14 protein-coding genes, 3 tRNA genes and 3 rRNA genes are annotated in these 20,765 nt (G+C 62.5%); 11 read left to right on the plus strand and 9 right to left on the minus strand.

Annotated elements, in window-relative coordinates; genetic code table 11:
- Positions 1-39: 39 nt before the first annotated feature.
- The 5 genes from IPK75_11145 to IPK75_11165 all read right to left on the minus strand — a co-directional run bounded on the left by IPK75_11145 (position 40) and on the right by IPK75_11165 (position 5,569).
- On the minus strand, positions 40-1,050 hold the full coding sequence (locus tag IPK75_11145; GenBank protein ID MBK8198918.1) for an NAD(P)-dependent glycerol-3-phosphate dehydrogenase: 1,011 nt from the start codon (positions 1,048-1,050) through the stop codon (positions 40-42).
- Between the two features lie 42 nt (positions 1,051-1,092).
- A complete protein-coding gene (locus IPK75_11150) occupies positions 1,093-2,232 on the minus strand; it encodes an MFS transporter (GenBank protein MBK8198919.1) in 1,140 nt (379 codons plus the stop codon).
- A gap of 80 nt (positions 2,233-2,312) precedes the next feature.
- The gene (locus IPK75_11155) at positions 2,313-3,830 is read right to left on the minus strand and encodes an acetyl-CoA acetyltransferase (GenBank protein MBK8198920.1); all 1,518 of its coding nucleotides are present in this window, start codon (positions 3,828-3,830) and stop codon (positions 2,313-2,315) included.
- A gap of 81 nt (positions 3,831-3,911) precedes the next feature.
- Positions 3,912-4,661 (minus strand): alpha/beta fold hydrolase, encoded by a 750-nt coding sequence (locus IPK75_11160; GenBank protein MBK8198921.1) that lies wholly within the window; start codon positions 4,659-4,661, stop codon positions 3,912-3,914.
- Positions 4,662-4,762: 101 nt separating this feature from the next.
- Positions 4,763-5,569, minus strand: coding sequence for a PhoH family protein (locus IPK75_11165; GenBank protein MBK8198922.1), 807 nt, complete (start codon positions 5,567-5,569; stop codon positions 4,763-4,765).
- Positions 5,570-5,830: 261 nt separating this feature from the next.
- Here IPK75_11165 and IPK75_11170 point away from each other — a divergent pair, with 261 nt between their 5' ends.
- Positions 5,831-6,361 (plus strand): gamma carbonic anhydrase family protein, encoded by a 531-nt coding sequence (locus tag IPK75_11170; protein ID MBK8198923.1) that lies wholly within the window; start codon positions 5,831-5,833, stop codon positions 6,359-6,361.
- On the opposite strand, the gene IPK75_11175 is transcribed toward IPK75_11170, so the two are convergent.
- Both IPK75_11175 and IPK75_11180 read right to left on the minus strand, forming a co-directional pair.
- Complete coding sequence (locus IPK75_11175; GenBank protein MBK8198924.1) at positions 6,358-6,954, minus strand: DUF4339 domain-containing protein; 597 nt, start codon at positions 6,952-6,954, stop codon at positions 6,358-6,360. The genes IPK75_11170 and IPK75_11175 overlap by 4 nt on opposite strands.
- A 2-nt stretch (positions 6,955-6,956) precedes the next feature.
- Positions 6,957-7,565: a PilZ domain-containing protein gene (locus tag IPK75_11180; protein ID MBK8198925.1), complete on the minus strand. Its 609-nt coding sequence runs from the start codon at positions 7,563-7,565 to the stop codon at positions 6,957-6,959.
- A 147-nt stretch (positions 7,566-7,712) separates the two neighbouring features.
- Here IPK75_11180 and IPK75_11185 point away from each other — a divergent pair, with 147 nt between their 5' ends.
- On the plus strand, positions 7,713-9,362 hold the full coding sequence (locus IPK75_11185; protein MBK8198926.1) for a choline dehydrogenase: 1,650 nt from the start codon (positions 7,713-7,715) through the stop codon (positions 9,360-9,362).
- Here the strand turns inward: IPK75_11185 and IPK75_11190 are convergent.
- A complete protein-coding gene (locus tag IPK75_11190; protein MBK8198927.1) occupies positions 9,359-9,907 on the minus strand; it encodes a PAS domain-containing protein in 549 nt (182 codons plus the stop codon). The genes IPK75_11185 and IPK75_11190 overlap by 4 nt on opposite strands.
- Positions 9,908-10,269: 362 nt before the next feature.
- On the opposite strand from IPK75_11190, the gene IPK75_11195 reads away from it, so the two are divergent.
- On the plus strand, positions 10,270-12,846 hold the full coding sequence (locus IPK75_11195; protein ID MBK8198928.1) for a TonB-dependent receptor: 2,577 nt from the start codon (positions 10,270-10,272) through the stop codon (positions 12,844-12,846).
- Between the two features lie 59 nt (positions 12,847-12,905).
- Here IPK75_11195 and IPK75_11200 read toward each other — a convergent pair whose 3' ends face one another.
- Positions 12,906-13,286 carry a DUF4345 family protein gene (locus tag IPK75_11200; protein MBK8198929.1) on the minus strand — a complete coding sequence of 127 codons (381 nt, stop codon included), beginning with the start codon at positions 13,284-13,286 and terminating at the stop codon, positions 12,906-12,908.
- Between the two features lie 116 nt (positions 13,287-13,402).
- Here IPK75_11200 and IPK75_11205 point away from each other — a divergent pair, with 116 nt between their 5' ends.
- From IPK75_11205 to IPK75_11240, 8 genes are all read left to right on the plus strand, one after another.
- A complete protein-coding gene (locus IPK75_11205) occupies positions 13,403-14,107 on the plus strand; it encodes a rhomboid family intramembrane serine protease (protein ID MBK8198930.1) in 705 nt (234 codons plus the stop codon).
- A 97-nt stretch (positions 14,108-14,204) separates the two neighbouring features.
- Positions 14,205-14,639, plus strand: coding sequence for a CBS domain-containing protein (locus tag IPK75_11210; protein ID MBK8198931.1), 435 nt, complete (start codon positions 14,205-14,207; stop codon positions 14,637-14,639).
- Positions 14,640-15,267: 628 nt separating this feature from the next.
- Positions 15,268-16,721, plus strand: a 16S ribosomal RNA gene (locus tag IPK75_11215).
- 217 nt (positions 16,722-16,938) lie between these two features.
- Positions 16,939-17,015: transfer RNA gene (locus IPK75_11220), tRNA-Ile, on the plus strand.
- Positions 17,016-17,064: 49 nt separating this feature from the next.
- Positions 17,065-17,140, plus strand: a tRNA-Ala gene (locus IPK75_11225).
- 268 nt (positions 17,141-17,408) lie between these two features.
- A 23S ribosomal RNA gene (locus tag IPK75_11230) occupies positions 17,409-20,182 on the plus strand.
- A 96-nt stretch (positions 20,183-20,278) separates the two neighbouring features.
- Positions 20,279-20,393: ribosomal RNA gene (rrf, locus tag IPK75_11235) — 5S ribosomal RNA — on the plus strand.
- Together the 16S, 23S and 5S rRNA genes with 3 tRNA genes alongside form the textbook arrangement of a ribosomal RNA operon.
- 184 nt (positions 20,394-20,577) lie before the next feature.
- Positions 20,578-20,654: transfer RNA gene (locus tag IPK75_11240), tRNA-Met, on the plus strand.
- The last annotated feature ends 111 nt before the right edge of the window (positions 20,655-20,765 follow it).

Genomic DNA, 20,765 nt, shown 5'->3' on the forward strand with positions numbered 1-20,765 from the left:
CCGTCTCGATCACGCGTTCGTGATCAGCCAGCGGCGGCGTCAGGCCTTCGCGGTTTCGGCCCGGACTGGGCGGGCGAGCAGGGTCACGATGGCCTGGTCGACGCTGATTTCGCCTTCGACGACGGCGGCGACGGCTTCGCTGATCGGCATCTCGATGCCTTTCGAGCGGGCAAGCTGGCGCAGCACGGGCGCTGTCGCGACGCCTTCGGTGACGGAGTTGCGGGCACCGAGAACGCTGGCGAGGGACTGGCCCTGTCCGAGCGCGAGGCCGAGCGACATGTTGCGGCTGGTCTCGGAAGAGCAGGTGAGCACGAGGTCGCCGAGGCCGGAGAGGCCGGTCAAGGTTTCAGCCTGCGCGCCCATGGCGAGGGCGAGGCGCGTCATCTCGGCATAGCCGCGCGCGAGCGTGGCGGCGTGGGCGGAGCGGCCGAGGCCTTTGCCGAGCGTGATGCCGCACGCGATGGCGAGGACGTTCTTCACGGCGCCGCCGATTTCCGCACCGAGAAGGTCCGTACCCAGATAAGGCCGGAAGGTCGGGGTGGAGATCGCCTGGATCAGTTCGGCGCCGAGCGCGGCGTCCTGCATGGCGAGGGTGACGGCGGTGGGCAGGCCCTTGGCGACGTCGATCGCGAACGAGGGGCCGGACATCACGGCGGGCACGGCTTCCGGGAGTTCCTCGGCGAGCACTTCGGTCATGAACTTGGCCGTCGAGAGCTCGATGCCTTTGGAGCAGAGCACGACCGGCGCGCCGGGCTTCAGCCAGCCTTCCAGGCGGGTCAGCACGCCGCGTGTATGCTGCGCGGGCGCGACCGCGAAGAGCGCGTCGAAGCCGGCGAGGTCGCCGAGGTTCGTCGTGGCGCGCAGGGCGGGATTGAGCGGCACGCCGGGAAGGAAGGGCGTGTTCTCGTGGCGCGTGTTGATCGCCTCGACGACCTCCGGCTCGAGCGCCCATATCAGCACGGACTGGCCCTCGCGCGTCAGCATCTGCGCGATGGCGGTGCCCCAGGCGCCGCCGCCGATGACGCCGATGGATTTGAAGTGCGTTGTCATGGCGCTGGTTTGGCCGAAGCCGGGGCGAGGGGCAAGCCGGGCTCAGCTGGCGGGGTGGGTGACGGCGTCGAGGCGGCGGCGGGCGGCGAGCACGATCAGTGCGGCAAGCGCGGCGAAGGCGGCGCCGGCGAGGAAGGTGGCGACGGAGCCTTTCCAGTCCCACAGCGCGCCGGCGATGACGCTGGCGAGCAGCAGCGCGATGCCGGAGGACAGGTTGAACAGGCCGAAGGCGGAGCCGCGCAAGTGGGCCGGCGCGTGGTCGGCAACGAGTTTGGCGAGGAGGCCTTGCGTGAGCGCCATGTGAGCGCCCCAGAGGCAGGTGCCGGCGAAGACGCCTGCCAAGCCGGGAGCGAGGGCGAGGCAAAGGTCCGCGCCGATGAGGGCGGCAAGGCCCAGCAGCAGGAGCGTTGAGGCGTTGAGACGGTCCGAGGCGGAGCCGGCGGGGTAGGCGCCTGCGGAATAGATGAGGTTCATGACGACAAAGACGATCGGCGTCAGCGCGAGCGGCAGGCCTGCTTCGCTGGCGCGCAGGATGAGGAAGGCTTCGCTGAACCGGGCGAGCGTGAAGACGACTCCGATGGCGACGACTGTCCAGAATATGTGGCTGAACTGGCCGATGGATTTGAAGTCGATGGGTGGCCTGCGGACGGCTTCGGCGGAGGCCGGGCGGCGGTCGCGCACGCCGAAGATGACGCAGAGGACGGCGATCATTCCAGGGATGACGGCGACCCAGAAGACTGCGCGGATGTCGGAGGCGAAGAGCGCCATCAGGCCGATGGCGAGAAGCGGACCAGCGAAGGCGCCGACGGTGTCGAGCGACTGGCGCAGGCCAAAGGCGCGGCCGCGGATTTCTGGCGGCGTGACGTCGGCCACGAGCGCATCGCGGGGTGCGCCGCGGATGCCCTTGCCGATCCGGTCCGCGAAGCGCGCGGCGAGGACGACCATCGGGCCGCCAGCGAGGGCGAAGAAGGGCTTGGTGAACGCGCCGAGGCCGTAACCGAGGAGGAGCAGCGGCTTACGCCGCCCGATCTTGTCCGAGATGTAGCCGGAAAAGATTTTAGAGATCGCGGCAGTGGACTCAGCGACGCCGTCGATGATGCCTACGAGCAGGACGCTGGCGCCGAGCGTGGCGGTGAGAAAGAGCGGCAGCAGCGAGTGAATCATCTCCGAAGAGATGTCCATGAACAGGCTGACGAGGCCGAGGGCCCAGACGGTTGGCGGGATGGCGGGGCGAGTGACTTTCAGTGCCACGCCCCCGCGCCTCAGGCGAAGACGAAGGTGGCGGACTCGTCGCCGGCGGTGATCTTCACCTTGCGGCCGACCGGGCTCGCGTCCTGGCGCAGGACGGCGAGTTCGGTGGCGCCTGCATTGTTGGCGATGACGCGGCGGCCGTCGGCAAAGCGGGCGAAGATGATGCCGCGCTCCGGGCCGTCCTTGCCGTGGGTGACGGTGAAGGTCTCGAGGGTCGCGTCGCCCGAGACGATGGCGACTTCAACCTGCGTCTTTGGTTTCGCGGAGGGCTCGGCAGGTGAGAAGGATTTGGGCGGCGTGGTCGAATAGACGCCGGCGGACTCCTTCGTCATCCAGCCGCCGTTGGCGAGGACGAGGCCGAAATTGCCGTGGTTCTTGCGCAGCGTCTGCACCATCTCGGCTATTCCGTGCAGGGAGTAATTGTTTCCCGGGCCGCCGAAGAAGGGCAGGCCGCCTGTCAGGGTCAGCGGGCGCTTGTCGGTCTTCCAGTCGAGACCGAGGGCGGCGGCGCCGGAGAAGACGGCGCAGGGGAAGCAGGAATAGAGATCGAAATGCCGGATCTCGGACTGGGCCTTGCCGGCTTGCGCGAGGGCGCGGGAGACGGCGGTGTCCATCGCCCAGGAGCGGTCGAGTACGGGGCGAAGCGAGATCAGGTCGTCGCCCGCATCGCCGCCGCCGTGCAGGTAGACGCGCTTCGATTCCGGCACGCCGAGCTCATCGGCTTTGGATGACGATACGAGGATCGCCGCGGCGCCCTGGTTCACGGCGTCCTGCGCGATGAACCATTTCAGGAAGGGGTCGGCGTATTCGTAGTTTTCTTTCGACGGCGTCGAGAGGAAGTCGATGCTGTGCTCGACCGGGAACTGGGCATACTTGTTCTTAGCGGCGACGGCGGTGAAGGGCTGGAAGAGTTCGGCCATGGCCTTGCGCTGGCCGGAGCGCGAGCGGCCTTCGCGGGCGGCGATGGCGTTTTCGAACAGGCCGTAGAAATAGGCCGGTGCGACAAGGCCGTGCTTGATCTCCTCGCGCGACAGCATCATCGGACCCATGCCGCGATCCTCATACGGAGCATCGTCGCTGTCGGCCCAGTTGATGCCGACATTGTGCTTGCGCGCGCCCTTCGAGGCGCGGTTCGCTTCCGATCCGGAAATGAGCACGGCGTCGATTTCGCCGGCATGGATGCGGCGGGCCATCTCGTTGACGAGGGCCTGCGGGCTCTGGCCGCCGACGGTTTCGTAGATCAGGCGCGCGGGGCTGGTGCCGGTCTCGCGGGCGAGGGTGCCCGGCAGGTTGGTGTTGTGGCCGTGCGGATGCGCGGCGCGGCCGACGGAGTCTTCGAAGATACGCACGATAGCAATCGTGTCGATGGCGCCCGCGATACCAGATGCGCCGGTGTCGGCGAGGGCCGCCTTCGAGGCGTCTGCCATCAGGGAGAGCGGCGAGGGCGCGCCGGCGGCGCCGGACTTGCCGTCCCATTGGCTGAGTGACTGGCCGACGCCGATGAGGACCGGAAGATCACCTTTGGCCATGACATTACTCCCTGAAGCCTGTGTCCCGGCGGTTTAACGCGCACGGAAAGCCGGGGCGAGGGGGGACGTTGGGGAAGCCGCTCAGCGGGCGAGGGCGAGGTCGGCGAGGATGGCGGCGGGGAGGGCCGGATCGATGACGGCGGTGATGTGGGTGCCCGTGAGCTGCTGGTAGCGGGCGCCGGGAATTTTCGCTGCGAGGGTGGGGCCGGAGCCGTTGTCGAGATCCTGGTCGCCGGTGAGGACGAGGGTGGGCACGTCGAAGGTCGCAAGCAGGTCGGCGGGCGTGTAGGTGCGCGCCGAGAGGGCGCCGAGGTAGCCTTTCAACGTGCCGCCGGTCGCTCTGGCGCGGGCGAGGATGGCCTTGGCGCCGGGCGTGTCCTTGCCGGCGAGGCCCTCTTCGATAGCGGCGCGGAAAGCCGTGTTGCGGCGGGCGTCGAACTCGTCCGCGACGGCGTCGCCTATGCCGCCCAGGATGAGGCGGCCGGTCTGGCGGAAGAGCAGGTGGAAGCGGAGCGCAGAGATGGCGCCCATCGAGTAGCCGATGGTGGCGAAGGGCGGCGCGCCGAGATGGCGGACCAGCGCGATCTGGTCGCGCGCGACGGCGTCGGCGGGCCAGGCTTCCGGCGGCGCGTCGAAGGGCGAGGCGCCATGTCCGCGCAGGTCCGGCGCGATGACGCGGTAGCCAGCGGCGGCGATCTTTTGCGCGATGCCTGGCTGGAACCAGTTCAGGTCTGCGTTGCCGGAGAAGCCGTGAAGCAGGAAGACGAGCGGGCCGCTGCCGAGATCATGGTAGCTGACCGGCGTGCCGTCGAAGGAGCTGTAGGTTTTCATGGCGGGCAGGTGGACGTGAGCCAGCGCGGGCGTCAAGCTTGCCCCAAAAGAAAAGCCCGCCCGGAGATCTCGGGCGGGCTTCTTACTTGCTGGGCCCGATACTAGAGCACGTCCAGCATTTCCGCAACGAGGGGGTGGCGAACCACGTCGGCGGCTTCGAGCCGGATGACGGCGGCGCCGGAGAGCGCTTCGAGGCGCTCGGCGGCTTTGGCGAGGCCGGAGAATTCCGGGAGCAGGTCCGACTGGCCGGGGTCGCCGGTGATGACCATGGTGGAATGCCAGCCGAGGCGGGTGAGGAGCATCTTGAGCTGCGTGTAGGTGCAGTTCTGCGCTTCATCGATGACCACGAAGGCATTGTTCAGTGTACGGCCGCGCATGAAGCCGATGGGCGCGATCTCGATCGTGCCTTCGGCGAGCATGTGTTTCAGCTGGGCGGGCGAGAGCCGGTCGGCGAGGGCGTCGTAAAGTGGGCGCAGGTAGGGCGCGAGCTTGTCTTCCATTCCGCCCGGCAGGAAGCCGAGCTGCTCGCCTGCCTCAACGGCGGGGCGCGACAGGATGATCTTCGAGACCTTGCCTTTCTGCAGCGCTTCGACCGCTTTGCAGATGGCGAGGTAGGTCTTGCCGGTGCCGGCCGGGCCGAGGGCGCAGACCAGGGCGTGGCTTTCCATGGCGTTCATCAGCTGGGCCTGGTTTTCCGAGCGCGGCTTGACGGTTTTCTGGTAGCGCTGGGTGCGCTCGTGCGGCTGGACGTTGGTGATCGTGTCGCCGTCGTCCGGATGCCAGCTGCGCCGGCCGCCTTCTATGGCGTGGAGTTGAGGTCCCTTGCTGCGGGCCGGCTCGTCGAACCAGGCCGAGGGACGAACCTCGGTAGCTGTCTTCAGGCGCTTGGCTGCGTTGCGTTTACCCATGGGATGCCTCCTTGGCTGCGGGCATGAAAAAAGCCGCTGGCGACTGCGCAGCGGCTCGGCGAAATGGTGAGGTGGGGGCGCGCCCGTGGTGAGGCGGGCAGCCGGTCTCCGGAAGGATTGCTCCCGGCGGTGAGGGATGAACTGGCGCGTAAACGGCCATTGCCTCTCCGAATCTACAACCTTTATAGACTACCACCATTATCAGACGGTTAAGTGACATTCCGCAGCCGGAACAACAAATGCGACAGGGGAGCCCAAAAAATGGCCACGTATGAACTGGATGGAGTCAGGCCCACGTTGCCGGCGAGCGGAAACTGCTGGATTGCCGGCAGCGCCGAGGTGATGGGCAACGTAATCCTGCGCGAAAATGCATCAGTCTGGTATGGCTGTGTGCTGCGCGGCGACAATGACCCGATCACGATCGGCGAGAATACGAATATCCAGGACCTGAGCGTGATCCATACGGACATCGGTGCGCCGGTCACCATCGGGGCGAACGTGACGGTGGGTCACCGGGTGATCCTGCACGGGTGCGAGATTGGCGACGACACGCTGATCGGGATGGGCTCGACCATCCTCAACCGCGTGAAGATCGGCCGTAACTGCATTATCGGTGCGAACACACTGATCTCCGAAGGCAAGGAGATTCCGGACAATTCGCTGGTGATGGGCGCGCCGGGCAAGGTGGTGAAGGAGCTCTCGCCGCAGCAGGTGCAGATGATCAGGATGTCGGCGCTGCACTATGTGGAGAACTGGAAGAAGCACCAGGCGAAGCTGGTCAAGATCGTTTAGTCCGCAGACGGAAGGGACGCGTTCCACACGGCAAGGATGGCTTCCGAGCCCTGGGCGGACAGGCCGGTCCAGCCGAGGCGCGCGTCCCGGGATTCGAAGATCAGGAACTGGGCGCCGGCAGGCGCGGCGGCCTCGAGCGCGCGGCGGATGTCGCTGAGCCCGCGCGAGGAGCGCAGGATAAAGGTGCCGGGCATAGGCTCTGAAAAGCGCCCGAGCAGGTTGAGCGCGGCGCCGATGACGTGCCGGCGGCTTGCGGCGGTCTCGGCGCCGGCGATGATCACGAAGTTCGAGGCCTCGGCGCGGCGTGCGGCGCGGATTGCGAGATAGGCCTCGATGCGGGCGCGCAGCGGCGGGTGGTCGAGTGCGGGCAGGAAGGGTTCGCCGTCGCCGCACGAGATGCGCGTGAGCGGGTTGATCTTGCCGGCATCGGCGAAGGCCTGAAGCTGGCCAAGCGTGAAGGGGCCGTGTGCCTCGTTGCGGCTCATCACATGCCAGACAGCGGGGTCAAGGTCGGCCAGGTTGAGGGCGGAGTCCGGTGCGGGACGCGCCGCCTTGGACGGCAGGACGCGGTCGATGCGGGGACGTGCGCGCATGGTCAGCCCTCGGCCGCCTCGGCGCCGCGCAGGTAGCGGACGGCGAACTTGCGGCCGGCAACGCGCACGACTTCTGCGGGAAGGTTGCCGGTGTGGACCCGGTCGCCGACAAAGGGCGGGGTGCCGAGCGCTTCGAACGCGGCGCCGGTGAGCGAGATGTCGGTGAGGCGGCACTGCAGCTGCGTGCCGTCGGAGAGGACAACGACCGCCTGCCCGTTGGCGGGGTAGCGGGTGGCGCCTCGGTCCTCGGCGAGGCCGAGCGTATCCTTGTTGAGGAGCCAGGTGAGCCGGTCAGCGAGCTTGTCCCGCTTGAGGGTCGAGGTCTTGAAGCGGACGGCGAAGCCGCCGGGGGTCATGCGGACGACGTCGGCGACGACGCGGCCGAGCTCGTCGAAATAGCAGACAATCTGCTGGCCGGAATCCGGCGGCACCGAGGACAGGATGAAAGCGCCGTCGCAGGAGACGTTCGAGGTCAGCAGTTCGCGGTCTTCGGCTTCGGATGTCAGGAAACGGCCCGACAGGCGAAGGTCGACGCGCTTGTAGCTACGCCGGTCCCGCTTGGGGATGGCGCCGGAAGTGGGCGCCGGGCGGAGGAAGTCTGGCATCGTCATCTCGACGGAATCCTGGCTGCAGGAACACCGCCGGCCGCAGCGTTCCCGCCTTCCAGATAAGATCGGAAGATTGACAATTGGTTGCCTCGATCGCGGCAACGGCGTTAGGCATAATAGTGCATAAACCATGTCAGGAGTTGACCCCACGTGAGTACCGAAACGTTTGACTATGTGATCGTCGGGGCCGGCAGCGCCGGGTGCGTGCTGGCCAACCGGCTGTCGGCCGATCCGGCGATCCGGGTCTGCCTGATCGAGGCGGGCAAGAAGGACACGGCGCTGATGGTGCGCATGCCGGCCGGCGTCGGCAGCCTCATCAAGGAGGCCAATGACCATAACTGGGGTTTTTACACCGAGCCACAGAAGCACATGGACGGGCGCAAGCTTTACTGGCCGCGCGGCAAGGGCTGGGGCGGGTCGTCGTCGATCAACGGGATGATCTACATCCGCGGGCATGCGGGCGACTATGATCAATGGGGTCAGATGGGTCTGAAGGGCTGGAGCTATGCGGACGTGCTGCCCTATTTCAAGCGCGCCGAGACGTATGAGGGCGGCGCCAATGATTTCCATGGCGGCGGCGGGCCACTGAATGTTTCCGAGAGCCCGCTGACAAGCCCGATCTACAAGGCGTTCATCGAAGCGGGCCGCGAGGCGGGTTATCCGGTCACGAACGACTTCAACGGCGCCCAGCAGGAAGGCTTTGGGCCCTACCAGCGCACGATCCACAGGGGCGAGCGCTGGAGCGCGTCGTTTGCCTACCTGCGCCCGATCGAAGGGACGCGGGCGAACCTCAAGGTGATCTCGACCGGGCTTGTAACGCGGGTGCTGATCGAGGGCGGCAAGGCGGTGGGCGCCGAGTTCGTGGAAGCGAAGGGGCAGGTCGCCTCGAGCGTCCGCGCGAGCCGGGAAGTGATTGTTTGCGCCGGGGCCGTGCAGTCGCCGCAACTGTTGCAGCTGTCCGGCATCGGCGATCCGGACGCGCTGAAGGCGCTTGGCATCGACGTGAAAGCGGCGTCGCCAAACGTTGGCAAGAACCTCCAGGATCACCTCGACGTGACCGTGATCAACAAGATGACGCAGGGCCAGTCGGCCTATTCAATGCAGAAAGGCATCAAGAAGCTGTTCGTCGGGATCCAGTATCTGGCGACCCAGAAGGGCGCCGGCGCCGACAACTTCCTGCAGGCCGGCGCGTTCCTGAAATCGCGTGAAGGGCTGGAGATGCCTGACCTGCAATTGCACGTCGTCAACGCCATCATGATGAACCACGGAAACCATCAGCCGACGGAAGATGGGTTCACTGTGCACGCCTGCCAGCTGCGGCCGGAGAGCAAGGGCACGGTGATGCTGAAATCAGCGGATCCGTTCGATCATCCGGCAATTGACCCGAACTATCTCGCGACTGAGGAAGACCGCCGGGCGCTGCGCCAGTCGGTGAAGATGGTGCGCGATGTTTGCCGCCAGGCGGCGCTGGCACCGTACAAGGGCGACGAAATCATGCCCGGTTCGGGCGTGGTGTCGGATGCCGACGTGGATGCCTTCATCCGCGCCAAGGGCGAGACGATCTACCACCCGGTGGGGACGGTCTCGATGGGTACGGCGTCGTCGAGCCCGGTCGACGGCGAGCTCAGGGTGCGCGGCATCGAGGGGCTGCGGGTCGTGGATGCGTCGGTCATGCCGACCCTGATCGGCGGCAATACCAACGCGCCGACGATCATGGTGGCCGAGAAGGCCGCCGACATGATCCTGGGCGCAAAGCCGCCGGCGCCAGAGGAGCCAAAGCGCGCATTGGCGCCGGCCTAGTGGTTGGCGACGAGCCGCAGCTGCGGGCCTGACCGGCGGGTATCCGGCGGCACCAGCATCGAGATGCGGTGGCGGAAGACCGGCTTGCTGGTGAGCATCGGCTCACTGGCAAGCGTCTGGTAGAGGCCGAGCATGCGCAGGCGGGGCGAGCGGCCCGATTCGACGCTGAGGGGCATCAGCGTGATTTCGAGTTCGACACATTCGCCGTTGAGCGTCTCGCCGCGGCCACGCACGACGCCGGGCGCGCCGTCGAAGCGGATGGCTTCCATGAAGGCGGCCATCATGGCGCGGTCGGGGCCGGTCCAGAGGTCTAGGTAGTTGTGGTTCACGAGGTTGCGGCCGACGAGCACGTTCAGCACGGCGCCGGAAGTGCGCACCAGCCAGGACTGGTCGTCGCGCTGCTCGACCACAAAGATGCGGTCAATCAGGCTCTCATGGTCGCGTGCGTCGGGGCCGGCAAGCGCATGCGCCTTGGGGTCGGCCTGCATGCGGCGCCAGGCGTCCAGCAGGACGCGGGTATTCGGGTGGATCGACCTGTCGATCATGAAACGGGAGTACTCCGGGTGACAATTTCCGGGCCCGTGGGAGACCCGTCCGGAGCTCACAATCGCAATATCCATTCCAGATCGCGGTTCACCGGGGATGGGAAAGTCTCGCCTCAAAAGACGCCTCTTATCCCCCAAGAGCGCATCCCTCCCCGGTGGTCCATCGCGCGTCAGGGGAAACGGCAATCTGCCGGCCTCGAAGGCCGTTCCAAGGCGGAACACTCTGCCCGGGTGTGCATTGGCCGCAACAGGCGAAATCTATTTGCGCGGAAGCGCTGATTTCATGGGCCGGCGCGCGCACCGAAGGCAGAGGCGGCACTTGCGCTCGTTCTGGCAGGCTGATTTATCCTTTCCGAAAATAAATGAAGACGGGATTCGCCTGCGAAAACCCGGTCTCGAGACTACCGTTTGAGCTTCAACTCCCAGGAAGGAAATTCCGAGTGTTTTCTTATAATTCGAACAAGGCCCGCTTCGGCGGGCTTAAGGCGATTCTTTGCCTTGGCGTGGGCGTGACCGCCCTCACCGCGCTGGCCGCCCCGGCGGTCGCACAGGAAGAGGCCGATGACGAGTCGCGCACGCTGCAGACCGTCACGATCACGGCCACCAAGCGCGAGCAGACCCTTCAGGACGTGCCGATTGCCGTCTCCGTGGTCGACGATTCGACCATTGAGCGCGCGGCCATCGTTGACCTCAACGATCTCCAGTCGATCGTTCCGTCGCTGCAGGTTGGCCAGCTGCAATCGTCGGCCAATACCAACTTCGTGATCCGCGGCTTTGGCAACGGCGCAAACAACGCCGGCATCGAGCCTTCGGTCGGCGTGTTCATCGACGGCGTTTACCGGTCGCGTTCGGCCTCGCAGATTTCGGACCTTCCGAACATCGAGCGGGTTGAGGTGCTTCGCGGTCCGCAATCGACGCTGTTCGGCAAGAACGCTTCGGCGGGCGTCATCTCGGTGGTGACCAAGAAGCCGCAATTCGAGTTCGGCGGCGTGGTGGATGCCACGATCAGCAACTTCAACGGCTACCGCGTGAACGGCTACGTGACCGGTCCGCTGACGGACAATATCGCCGGCGCTGTGGGTGTGACCTACAACAAGCGCGACGGCTATGTTGAAGACCTGGGCGGCGGCCCGGACCAGAACGAGCGCAACCGTTACGGCATCCGCGGCGACCTGCTGTTCGAGCCGAACGAGAACCTCTCAATGCGCCTGATGGGCGACTATGACACGATCGACGAAGTCTGCTGCGCGGCGGGCAACGTGATCAACGGGCCGACGGGCGCAATCGTCCAGGCCATCGGCGGCAATCTCGCTGCCGAAGATCCGTTCAGCTACGAGGTCTATTACAACTACGGTTCGACCAACAAGATCGACAATGGCGGTCTGTCCTTCCAGGCCGACTATGATCTCGGCGAAGTGCAGCTGACCTCGATCACGGCTTACCGTGAATCGAAAATGGACACCAACCAGGACTCCGACTTCACCAGCGCAGACCTGATTGGCCGCAACGCCAACAAGACCGACATCCAGACGTTCACGCAGGAATTCCGCGTATCGTCGTCGGGCGATGGCAACATCGACTGGATGCTAGGCGCGTTCTATTTCGACGAATCCGTCGCCATCGAGAACGACTTCCGTTACGGCGACGATTTCCGTGCGTATGCGGATGTCCTGTCGGGCGGCGCGCTCAACACGGTCGAGTTCCTGCTCGGCGGAGCACCGGCGGTCGGTAACCTGTTCGGCCAGTCCGGCCAAGGTCTTGCCGAAGAGTTCGGTCTGGACAACCAGTCCGTCTCGCTGTTCGGCACCGTGGACTATCATGTCAATGACCGCGCGACCGTGACGTTCGGCTTGAACTACACGGATGACGAGAAGGACGCCTACGGACGGATCGTCAATACCGACGCCTTCTCCGCGCTCGATCTCGTGGCACTCGGCGTTGCGGCCGGCGTTCCGGCCCCGGTTGCCAACAACCCCACCTTCAACCCGTTCCTGGCGCTGCGTCCGCTGCAGTTCCTGCCGCCGTTCCTGGCGTTCCCGAACGCGGTCGAGTCGGGCCAGACCCACGACAACGACATCAGCACGACGACGCGGTTCGCATTCGACCTGACGGACAACGTGAACGTCTACCTGTCGTATGCGACCGGCTTCAAGGCGACGTCCTGGAACCTGTCACGCGACTCGCGTCCGTTCGCGTCGGACTTTGTTCCGGGCTCGCCGGCTTCGTCGCCGGCCCCGGCCGGATCGCCGATCCGCGATGCCGGCCTCGCCGTGCCGAACCTCGGAACCGGCACACGGTTCGCCGGTCCGGAGGAAGCGTCGGTGATCGAGGCAGGCGTCAAGGCCCAGTTCGACCGCCTGGCGTTCAACCTCGCTGTGTTCGACCAGGTGATCGACGGGTTCCAGTCGAACGTGTTCACCGGTACCGGCTTTGCCCTCGCCAACGCGGGCAAGCAGTCGAACCAGGGCGTGGAAGTCGACGTCACCTGGACGCCGATCGATCCGCTGCTGCTGACCTTCGCCGGCACCTTCCAGGATCCGCTGTATGACAGCTTCGAGAATTCGGCTTCGGGCGACATCTCGGGCCTAGTGCCATCGGATATCCCCGAGGTCATCACGTCGACGGCTGCGACCTACTTCTTCGAAGTTGCCGGCATGGAATCCTTCGTGCGGGCTGACTGGCAGTATGAAGGCCCGTCGACCTACTTCGACTCGCCGGCAGACCAGGCGGCCATCGGCATCGAGAAAGAGGCCAGCATCTTCAACGCTTCGGCCGGTTTCGAAACGGATGGCGGTCTGGGCGTGACGGTCTGGGCACGCAACCTGACGGACGAGCAGTACATCACCGTGGCTTTCCCGTCGGTGGCACAGGCTGGGTCGATCTCGGGTTACCCGAACCAGCCGCGCACGTTCGGCGTGACGGTGAAGAAGCGTTTCTAGGCTTCGCCAGACGCCAAAATGAAGGAGGCCCCGCTGGTGACGGCGGGGCCTTTGTCGTTTCAGGCCTTGTGCGTTGCCCGCAGGGCGGCCGCTGCGAGGACGAAGCTGATGACTTCAAATGCCACGAAGGTCGCAAAGGCCGGGGCAGGCGGCGGGCCGAGCAACAGCGCGGCGGCGCGGGCGAAGCTATAGCCGCCCATATAGACGACGAGGAACCACAAGGCGGGCTGGCGGAGTGCGGTGCGGGCAGCGCCTGCCCCGCACAGGCCCGCCGCCGCGAGGCTGACGCCGCCGTAGATACCCCGCAGCTCGTAGGCGCCATTGGGCCCGGAAACCTGCATGCCGAGCCCTGAGGCCATCTCAAGGGGGCTCACGAGCGACCAGAGGCCGAAGGCAGCGAACATGAGCGCCATGAGGGCGAGGAAAATGCGGATCAGCATGCGGGAGTAAGTAGGCGGCGGCGCGGCGGCGGCAATGGCGGCGCGGGGTAGGGATGGCGGGCCGGGCGACCCTATATAGAGTGGCGGCGCGCTCGTTCGCCGAAGCCGGAGCCTGCATGACCACCAAGAATCGCCAGCCCCCCATCATCAATGCGCCCTGGCCAGTGGCTGGCTTTGCGCTCGTGCTGATCGGCCTGCACCTCGCCCGGATATTGCTGCCGAACGGGCTCCAGAATGCGGTCTTCTATTATGGAGCGCTGATGCCGGAGCGATTTTGGGCGCCGGCGGGGGCGTTTTCGGTGACCGGGCTGCCCGCCTATTCCGGTCCGGTGGAAGCTTTCGTGCCGATGGTTGCAAGCGCGCTGATCCACTCCGACTGGATGCACGTGATCCTCAACGCGGCGTTTATCGTGGCACTGGGAAAGCCGTTGCTTGAGCTGTTGCGGCGGGCGTGGCCGGGGCGCGAACCTTCGGCATCGGCCTGGTTGCTCGGGCTCTTCCTGTTCTCCCAGATCGTCAGCAGCCTCGCTTACCTGTTCTCGAACATTCCGGACGGCGGGCCTGCGATTGGCGCATCGGGCGGCGCCAGCGGCCTCCTGGCGGCGGTCCTGCTGCTAAGGGAAGGGCCCGGCACCTGGCTCGCCAGTCGCCGATTCCTGGTGACCAGCGCGATGTTTGTCGCCGGCAACGCCCTGTTCGCGTTCATGGGGCCGCAATTGCTGGGGGCCAGTATCGCCTGGGAAGCGCACGTCGGCGGCTATATCGGCGGCGCATTGTTCATGCGCGGCCTGATCTGGCGGATGCAGGCGCCGGCGACGTAGGGGCCAGGAAGCCGGTCGATTCGGGCGCGGGGGTGTGCTATCCTGCCGCAGGCACGCACCGGCAAAGCCGGGCGATGCGGGACGGGAGGCCCAAACGATGATTGTCGAGCAGATCCTGAATGACAAAGGCCGGGTGGTGGTGACCCTGAAAGCGGACCACACGCTGAAAGAGGCCGCCCAGTTGCTCGATGACAAGAAGATCGGCGCGGTGGTGACGCTGGGCGCCAATGACGAGATCATCGGTGTACTGTCGGAACGCGATATCGTGCGCCAGGTGGCACGGCAGGGCGCAGACGCCCTGCAAATGCTGGTTGGCGCGGCGATGACGCGCTCGGTGGTGACCGTGCATGCCGCGACCCCGATCGACGAAGCGCTGCAGACGATGACCGACCGGCGCATCCGGCACCTTCCTGTGGTGCACAACGAGCGCCTCACCGGCGTGATCTCGATCGGCGATCTGGTGAAGTGGAAGATCGCCGAAGCCGAGGCCGAAGCGCAGGCAATGAAGTCCTATCTGTCGGCCCAGTACTGAGACCGCAGAAAATCGCACCTAACCTGTGAAATTCGCAGAGAAAGGGCTTGCGGCTTCGAACGCTCGCCGCTATCTCGCGCACTTCGCTGAACCGGCCCCTTGGGGCGGGTGAGGCGGAGACCCGAAACGGTCGCCTCTCGGAAGAAAAGGGCTTGCCCTTTCCCCCGAACAGAGGCTATATGTTCGGTTCCTCTGAACGCCTGAATTTTTGGGCCGAGACAATCGGTCTAAGGGTTCTGTTCGCTCTGAAAACGGCAGGCTTTGTGGTTAATCCACTGAACTGCAGAAGAGCGAAAAAAGGGTGTTGACGGGGTAAAAGGTGGCCCATATAAGCCGCCACTTCGCCGGGCCCCACGGGGTTCGGAACTAGACTTCCCGGAGCGCCGCTCCAGCTGTTTGACATCGTAAGAGATAGGAAGAGAAACGCAGGCGGCGTGATGGCTTGCGGACATCGCGAGATGTCCAAACGATCACGACGAATGTGTTTCTTGAGAGAATTCTTTTTTCCATCGATCAGGTTTCGACCTGGTCTTTGCTAAAAGGGTTTCTCGTCAAAGAACGCAATACTTATGCTTAACAGCAAAGTGGCCGTCCATATTCCAATGGATGGTATCGTCAGATCAACACTCAACTTGAGAGTTTGATTCTGGCTCAGAACGAACGCTGGCGGCAGGCCTAACACATGCAAGTCGAACGATATAGTGGCAGACGGGTGAGTAACGCGTGGGAACGTGCCCTTCGCTTCGGAATAGCCCCGGGAAACTGGGAGTAATACCGGATACGCCGTATTGGGAAAGATTTATCGGCGAAGGATCGGCCCGCGTTGGATTAGCTAGTTGGTGAGGTAATGGCTCACAAAGGCGACGATCCATAGCTGGTCTGAGAGGATGATCAGCCACACTGGGACTGAGACACGGCCCAGACTCCTACGGGAGGCAGCAGTGGGGAATCTTGCACAATGGGCGAAAGCCTGATGCAGCCATGCCGCGTGAATGATGAAGGCCTTAGGGTTGTAAAATTCTTTCGTCAGGGATGATAATGACCGTACCTGAAGAAGAAGCCCCGGCTAACTTCGTGCCAGCAGCCGCGGTAATACGAAGGGGGCTAGCGTTGTTCGGAATTACTGGGCGTAAAGCGCACGTAGGCGGACTTTTAAGTCAGGTGTGAAATCCCGGGGCTCAACCTCGGAACTGCATTTGAAACTGGAAGTCTTGAGACCAGGAGAGGTTAGCGGAATACCGAGTGTAGAGGTGAAATTCGTAGATATTCGGTGGAACACCAGTGGCGAAGGCGGCTAACTGGACTGGTACTGACGCTGAGGTGCGAAAGTGTGGGGAGCAAACAGGATTAGATACCCTGGTAGTCCACACCGTAAACGATGAGAGCTAGTTGTTGGCAGGCATGCCTGTCGGTGACGCAGCTAACGCATTAAGCTCTCCGCCTGGGGAGTACGGCCGCAAGGTTAAAACTCAAAGAAATTGACGGGGGCCCGCACAAGCGGTGGAGCATGTGGTTTAATTCGAAGCAACGCGCAGAACCTTACCTACCCTTGACATCCCGGTTTCGGTATCCAGAGATGGTGTCCATCAGTTCGGCTGGTCCGGTGACAGGTGCTGCATGGCTGTCGTCAGCTCGTGTCGTGAGATGTTGGGTTAAGTCCCGCAACGAGCGCAACCCTCATCCTTAGTTGCCATCACGTTTGGGTGGGCACTCTAAGGAAACTGCCGGTGGTAAGCCGGAGGAAGGTGGGGATGACGTCAAGTCCTCATGGCCCTTACGGGTAGGGCTACACACGTGCTACAATGGCAGTGACAATGGGATAATCCCAAAAAGCTGTCTCAGTTCAGATTGTCCTCTGCAACTCGAGGGCATGAAGGTGGAATCGCTAGTAATCGTGGATCAGCATGCCACGGTGAATACGTTCCCGGGCCTTGTACACACCGCCCGTCACATCATGGGAATTGGTTCTACCCGAAGATCGTGCGCTAACTTCGGAGGCAGCGAGCCACGGTAGGATCAGTGACTGGGATGAAGTCGTAACAAGGTAGCCGTAGGGGAACCTGCGGCTGGATCACCTCCTTTCTAAGGATGCATCAGATTGTTTTGCTCACGCGAAACTCTGCTGCCCTAAGACATAGTCTTTCTTCGGAAAGACAAAACAGTATGCGGCGATCACGCCGTCTTCGTTTCTCTTCCTTCGTTCGTTGACCTGGCCATCCGGCCGGGTTGTTTTGCGAGCCCCGCGGGCGCCTGTCGCCTGTCTTCGACTAGGCTGCGGCGGCTTCGGCCAGCCCGGCTCGGGCCGGTAGCTCAGGTGGTTAGAGCGCACGCCTGATAAGCGTGAGGTCGGAAGTTCAACTCTTCCTCGGCCCACCATCGAAGCCTGCATCCAGTTTGGAGTCGCGGGATCCAGTCGTACAGGATCGGGGCCATAGCTCAGTTGGGAGAGCGCCTGATTTGCATTCAGGAGGCCGTCGGTTCGACTCCGTCTGGCTCCACCATCCTGCTCCGCACACGAACGAAAGAAGTTTATCCGTTTCCGGAGCGTACGCGCTCCGGGATATTTGTCATCGTAAGGGAAAGATTGATCCGGCAACGCGCCTGGTGGACCTCGCAAGAGGTTCCGTGCGTGCTTGCTTCAGCCGATAACGTGCCTGCAGCAATGCCGGCATGCAAAGGGTCAGTCTGCAAGAAACCAACAAAATAGTCTGACAGAGATCTGTGTGACGTGGAGCGTTCTGCGCTTTTCACTGCACATGGATTTCATGAGATCAAGCGTCAAAAGGGCATCCGGGGGATGTCTTGGCGGTAAGAGGCGATGAAAGACGTGGCACTCTGCGATAAGCACCGGGGAGGCGAGAGCACCCTTTGATCCGGTGATTTCTGAATGGGGAAACCCACCTCCGAGATGTTGGATAAATCATCCGTTCGCGGATGATATGTCTGACATTTCAATAGAGAGGTATTTTAACCTGAATACATAGGGTTAAAAAGCAAACCCGGGGAATTGAAACATCTGAGTACCCGGAGGAAAGGACATCAATTGAGACTCCGTTAGTAGCGGCGAGCGAACGCGGACCAGGCCTGGTCTGAAACAAGGAGAAGCATCTGGGAAGGTGCGCCGTAGTGGGTGATAGCCCCGTATCCGTAAAATGAAGACCTTTAAGAGTAGGGCGGGACACGTGAAATCCTGTCTGAACATGGGGGGACCACCCTCCAAGCCTAAGTACTCCTTACCGACCGATAGTGAACAAGTACCGTGAGGGAATGATGAAAAGAACCCCGATGAGGGGAGTGAAACAGATCCTGAAACCGGATGCCTACAAGCTGAGGGAGCTCTTCGGAGTGACCTCGTACCTTTTGTATAATGGGTCAACGACTTAGTGTTGCGTGCGAGCTTAAGCCGTTAGGTGTAGGCATAGCGAAAGCGAGTCTGAATAGGGCGACTGAGTACGTAGCATTAGACCCGAAGGCAAGTGATCTAGGTATGGGCAGGCTGAAGGTGCGGTAACACGCACTGGAGGGCCGAACCGTTGAATGTTGAAAAATTCTCGGATGACCTGTGCCTAGGGGTGAAAGGCCAATCAAACTTGCTGATAGCTGGTTCTCCGCGAAATCTATTTAGGTAGAGCGTCACGATTTAGACTCCAGGGGGTAGAGCACTGAATGGGCTAGGGGTCCTTACCGGATTACCAAACCTTCTCAAACTCCGAATACCTGGAAGTTATGCGTGGCAGACACACGGCGGGTGCTAACGTCCGTCGTGAAAAGGGAAACAACCCAGACCGCCGATTAAGGCCCCCAAGTCATAGCTAAGTGCGAAACGATGTGGGATTGCAGAGACAATCAGGAGGTTGGCTTAGAAGCAGCCATCCTTTAAAGAAAGCGTAACAGCTCACTGATCAAGCGATCCTGCGCGGAAAATGTATCGGGACTAAAGTTATGCGCCGAAATCGCGGACTCGTAAGAGTGGTAGCGGAGCGTTCCGTAAGCCGATGAAGGTGAACCGTGAGGTTTGCTGGAGGTATCGGAAGTGAGAATGTTGACATGAGTAGCGACAAAGAGGGTGAGAGACCCTCTCGCCGAAAGTCCAAGGGTTCCTGCGTAAAGCTAATCTGCGCAGGGTTAGCCGGCCCCTAAGGTCAGGCCGAAAGGCGTAGCCGATGGGAACCACGTTAATATTCGTGGGCCAGGGGATGAGTGACGGATTTCGAAAGCAGTGTTCTCTTATTGGATTGAGAATGCTGCCTGGAAGTCCCTGGAAATAGCCTCCCCACTAGACCGTACCCTAAACCGACACAGGTGGACTGGTAGAGCATACCAAGGCGCTTGAGAGAACTATGTTGAAGGAACTCGGCAAATTACCTCCGTAACTTCGGGAGAAGGAGGCCTCAATCTGGGCAACCAGGTCTGAGGGGCACAAAACTGGGGGTTGCGACTGTTTATCAAAAACACAGGGCTCTGCGAAGCCGCAAGGCGACGTATAGGGTCTGACGCCTGCCCGGTGCCGGAAGGTTAAAAGGAGAGGTGCAAGCCTTGAATTGAAGCCCCGGTGAACGGCGGCCGTAACTATAACGGTCCTAAGGTAGCGAAATTCCTTGTCGGGTAAGTTCCGACCTGCACGAATGGCGTAACGACTTCCCCACTGTCTCCAACATAGACTCAGCGAAATTGAATTCCCCGTGAAGATGCGGGGTACCCGCGGTCAGACGGAAAGACCCCGTGAACCTTTACTACAGCTTCACAGTGGCATTAAAGAAAATATGTGTAGGATAGGTGGGAGGCTTTGAAGCTCTGGCGCCAGCTGGAGTGGAGCCAACCTTGAAATACCACCCTTGTTTTCTTTGATGTCTAACCGCGATCCCTTATCGGGATCCGGGACCCTGTGTGGCGGGTAGTTTGACTGGGGCGGTCGCCTCCCAAAGTGTAACGGAGGCGCGCGATGGTAGGCTCAGAGCGGTCGGACATCGCTCGTTGAGTGCAATGGCATAAGCCTGCCTGACTGCGAGGGCGACGGTCCAAGCAGAGACGAAAGTCGGTCATAGTGATCCGGTGGTCCCGAGTGGAAGGGCCATCGCTCAACGGATAAAAGGTACTCCGGGGATAACAGGCTGATGATGCCCAAGAGTCCATATCGACGGCATCGTTTGGCACCTCGATGTCGGCTCATCACATCCTGGGGCTGGAGAAGGTCCCAAGGGTATGGCTGTTCGCCATTTAAAGTGGTACGTGAGCTGGGTTCAGAACGTCGCGAGACAGTTTGGTCCCTATCTGCCGTGGGTGTTGGAAACTTGAGAGGATTTGTCCCTAGTACGAGAGGACCGGGATGAACACACCTCTGGTGGACCTGTTGTGGCGCCAGCCGCATTGCAGGGTAGCTATGTGTGGACTAGATAACCGCTGAAAGCATCTAAGCGGGAAACTAACCTCAAAACCAGGTTTCCCTTGAGAGCCGTCCAAGACCAGGACGTCGATAGGCCGGATGTGGAAGCGCCGCGAGGTGTGAAGCTAACCGGTACTAATTGCTCGATAGGTTTGATCTCTTTAATTCATGTGTAGTTGAAAGCGCAGGCTTTCCGCGACATGATCTTTGTACAGACAAGTTGTTGGTATTCGCATCCCTGACTGGTTTCCGCCGACCTGGTGGTTATGGCAGGGGGTCCCCACCCGATCCCATCTCGAACTCGGTCGTTAAGCCCCCTTGCGCCGATGGTACTACGTCTTAAGGCGTGGGAGAGTAGGTCGCTGCCGGGTCTGCAGAGCCCAGTCACCGCGAATTCTTCTTGCAGACATTCTTTCTCTTACAACGAATAGTCGCTCTCGGGCGGCTGGCCGCGATGATCCGGATGGTCATCAAGGCTTCGTCCGGCTCTCGCCACCTGGCAGGCCGGACTTTGTGTTTCGGGGGCAAACTCTTCCGCACACGAACCAAGTTTGACGCGGGATGGAGCAGTCCGGTAGCTCGTCAGGCTCATAACCTGAAGGTCACAGGTTCAAATCCTGTTCCCGCACCCAAAAAGCCCCGGCTCCGAAAGGAGACCGGGGTTTTCCTTTTTCGGGTGTCGTTGGCCTGCCCCTCAGCAGTGGTCCGCCAGATTTGTTAGCCCGGCGGTTTCACGGTAGCGG

The organism is Acidobacteriota bacterium (assembly GCA_016712445.1).
Taxonomy (GTDB): domain Bacteria; phylum Pseudomonadota; class Alphaproteobacteria; order Caulobacterales; family Hyphomonadaceae; genus Hyphomonas.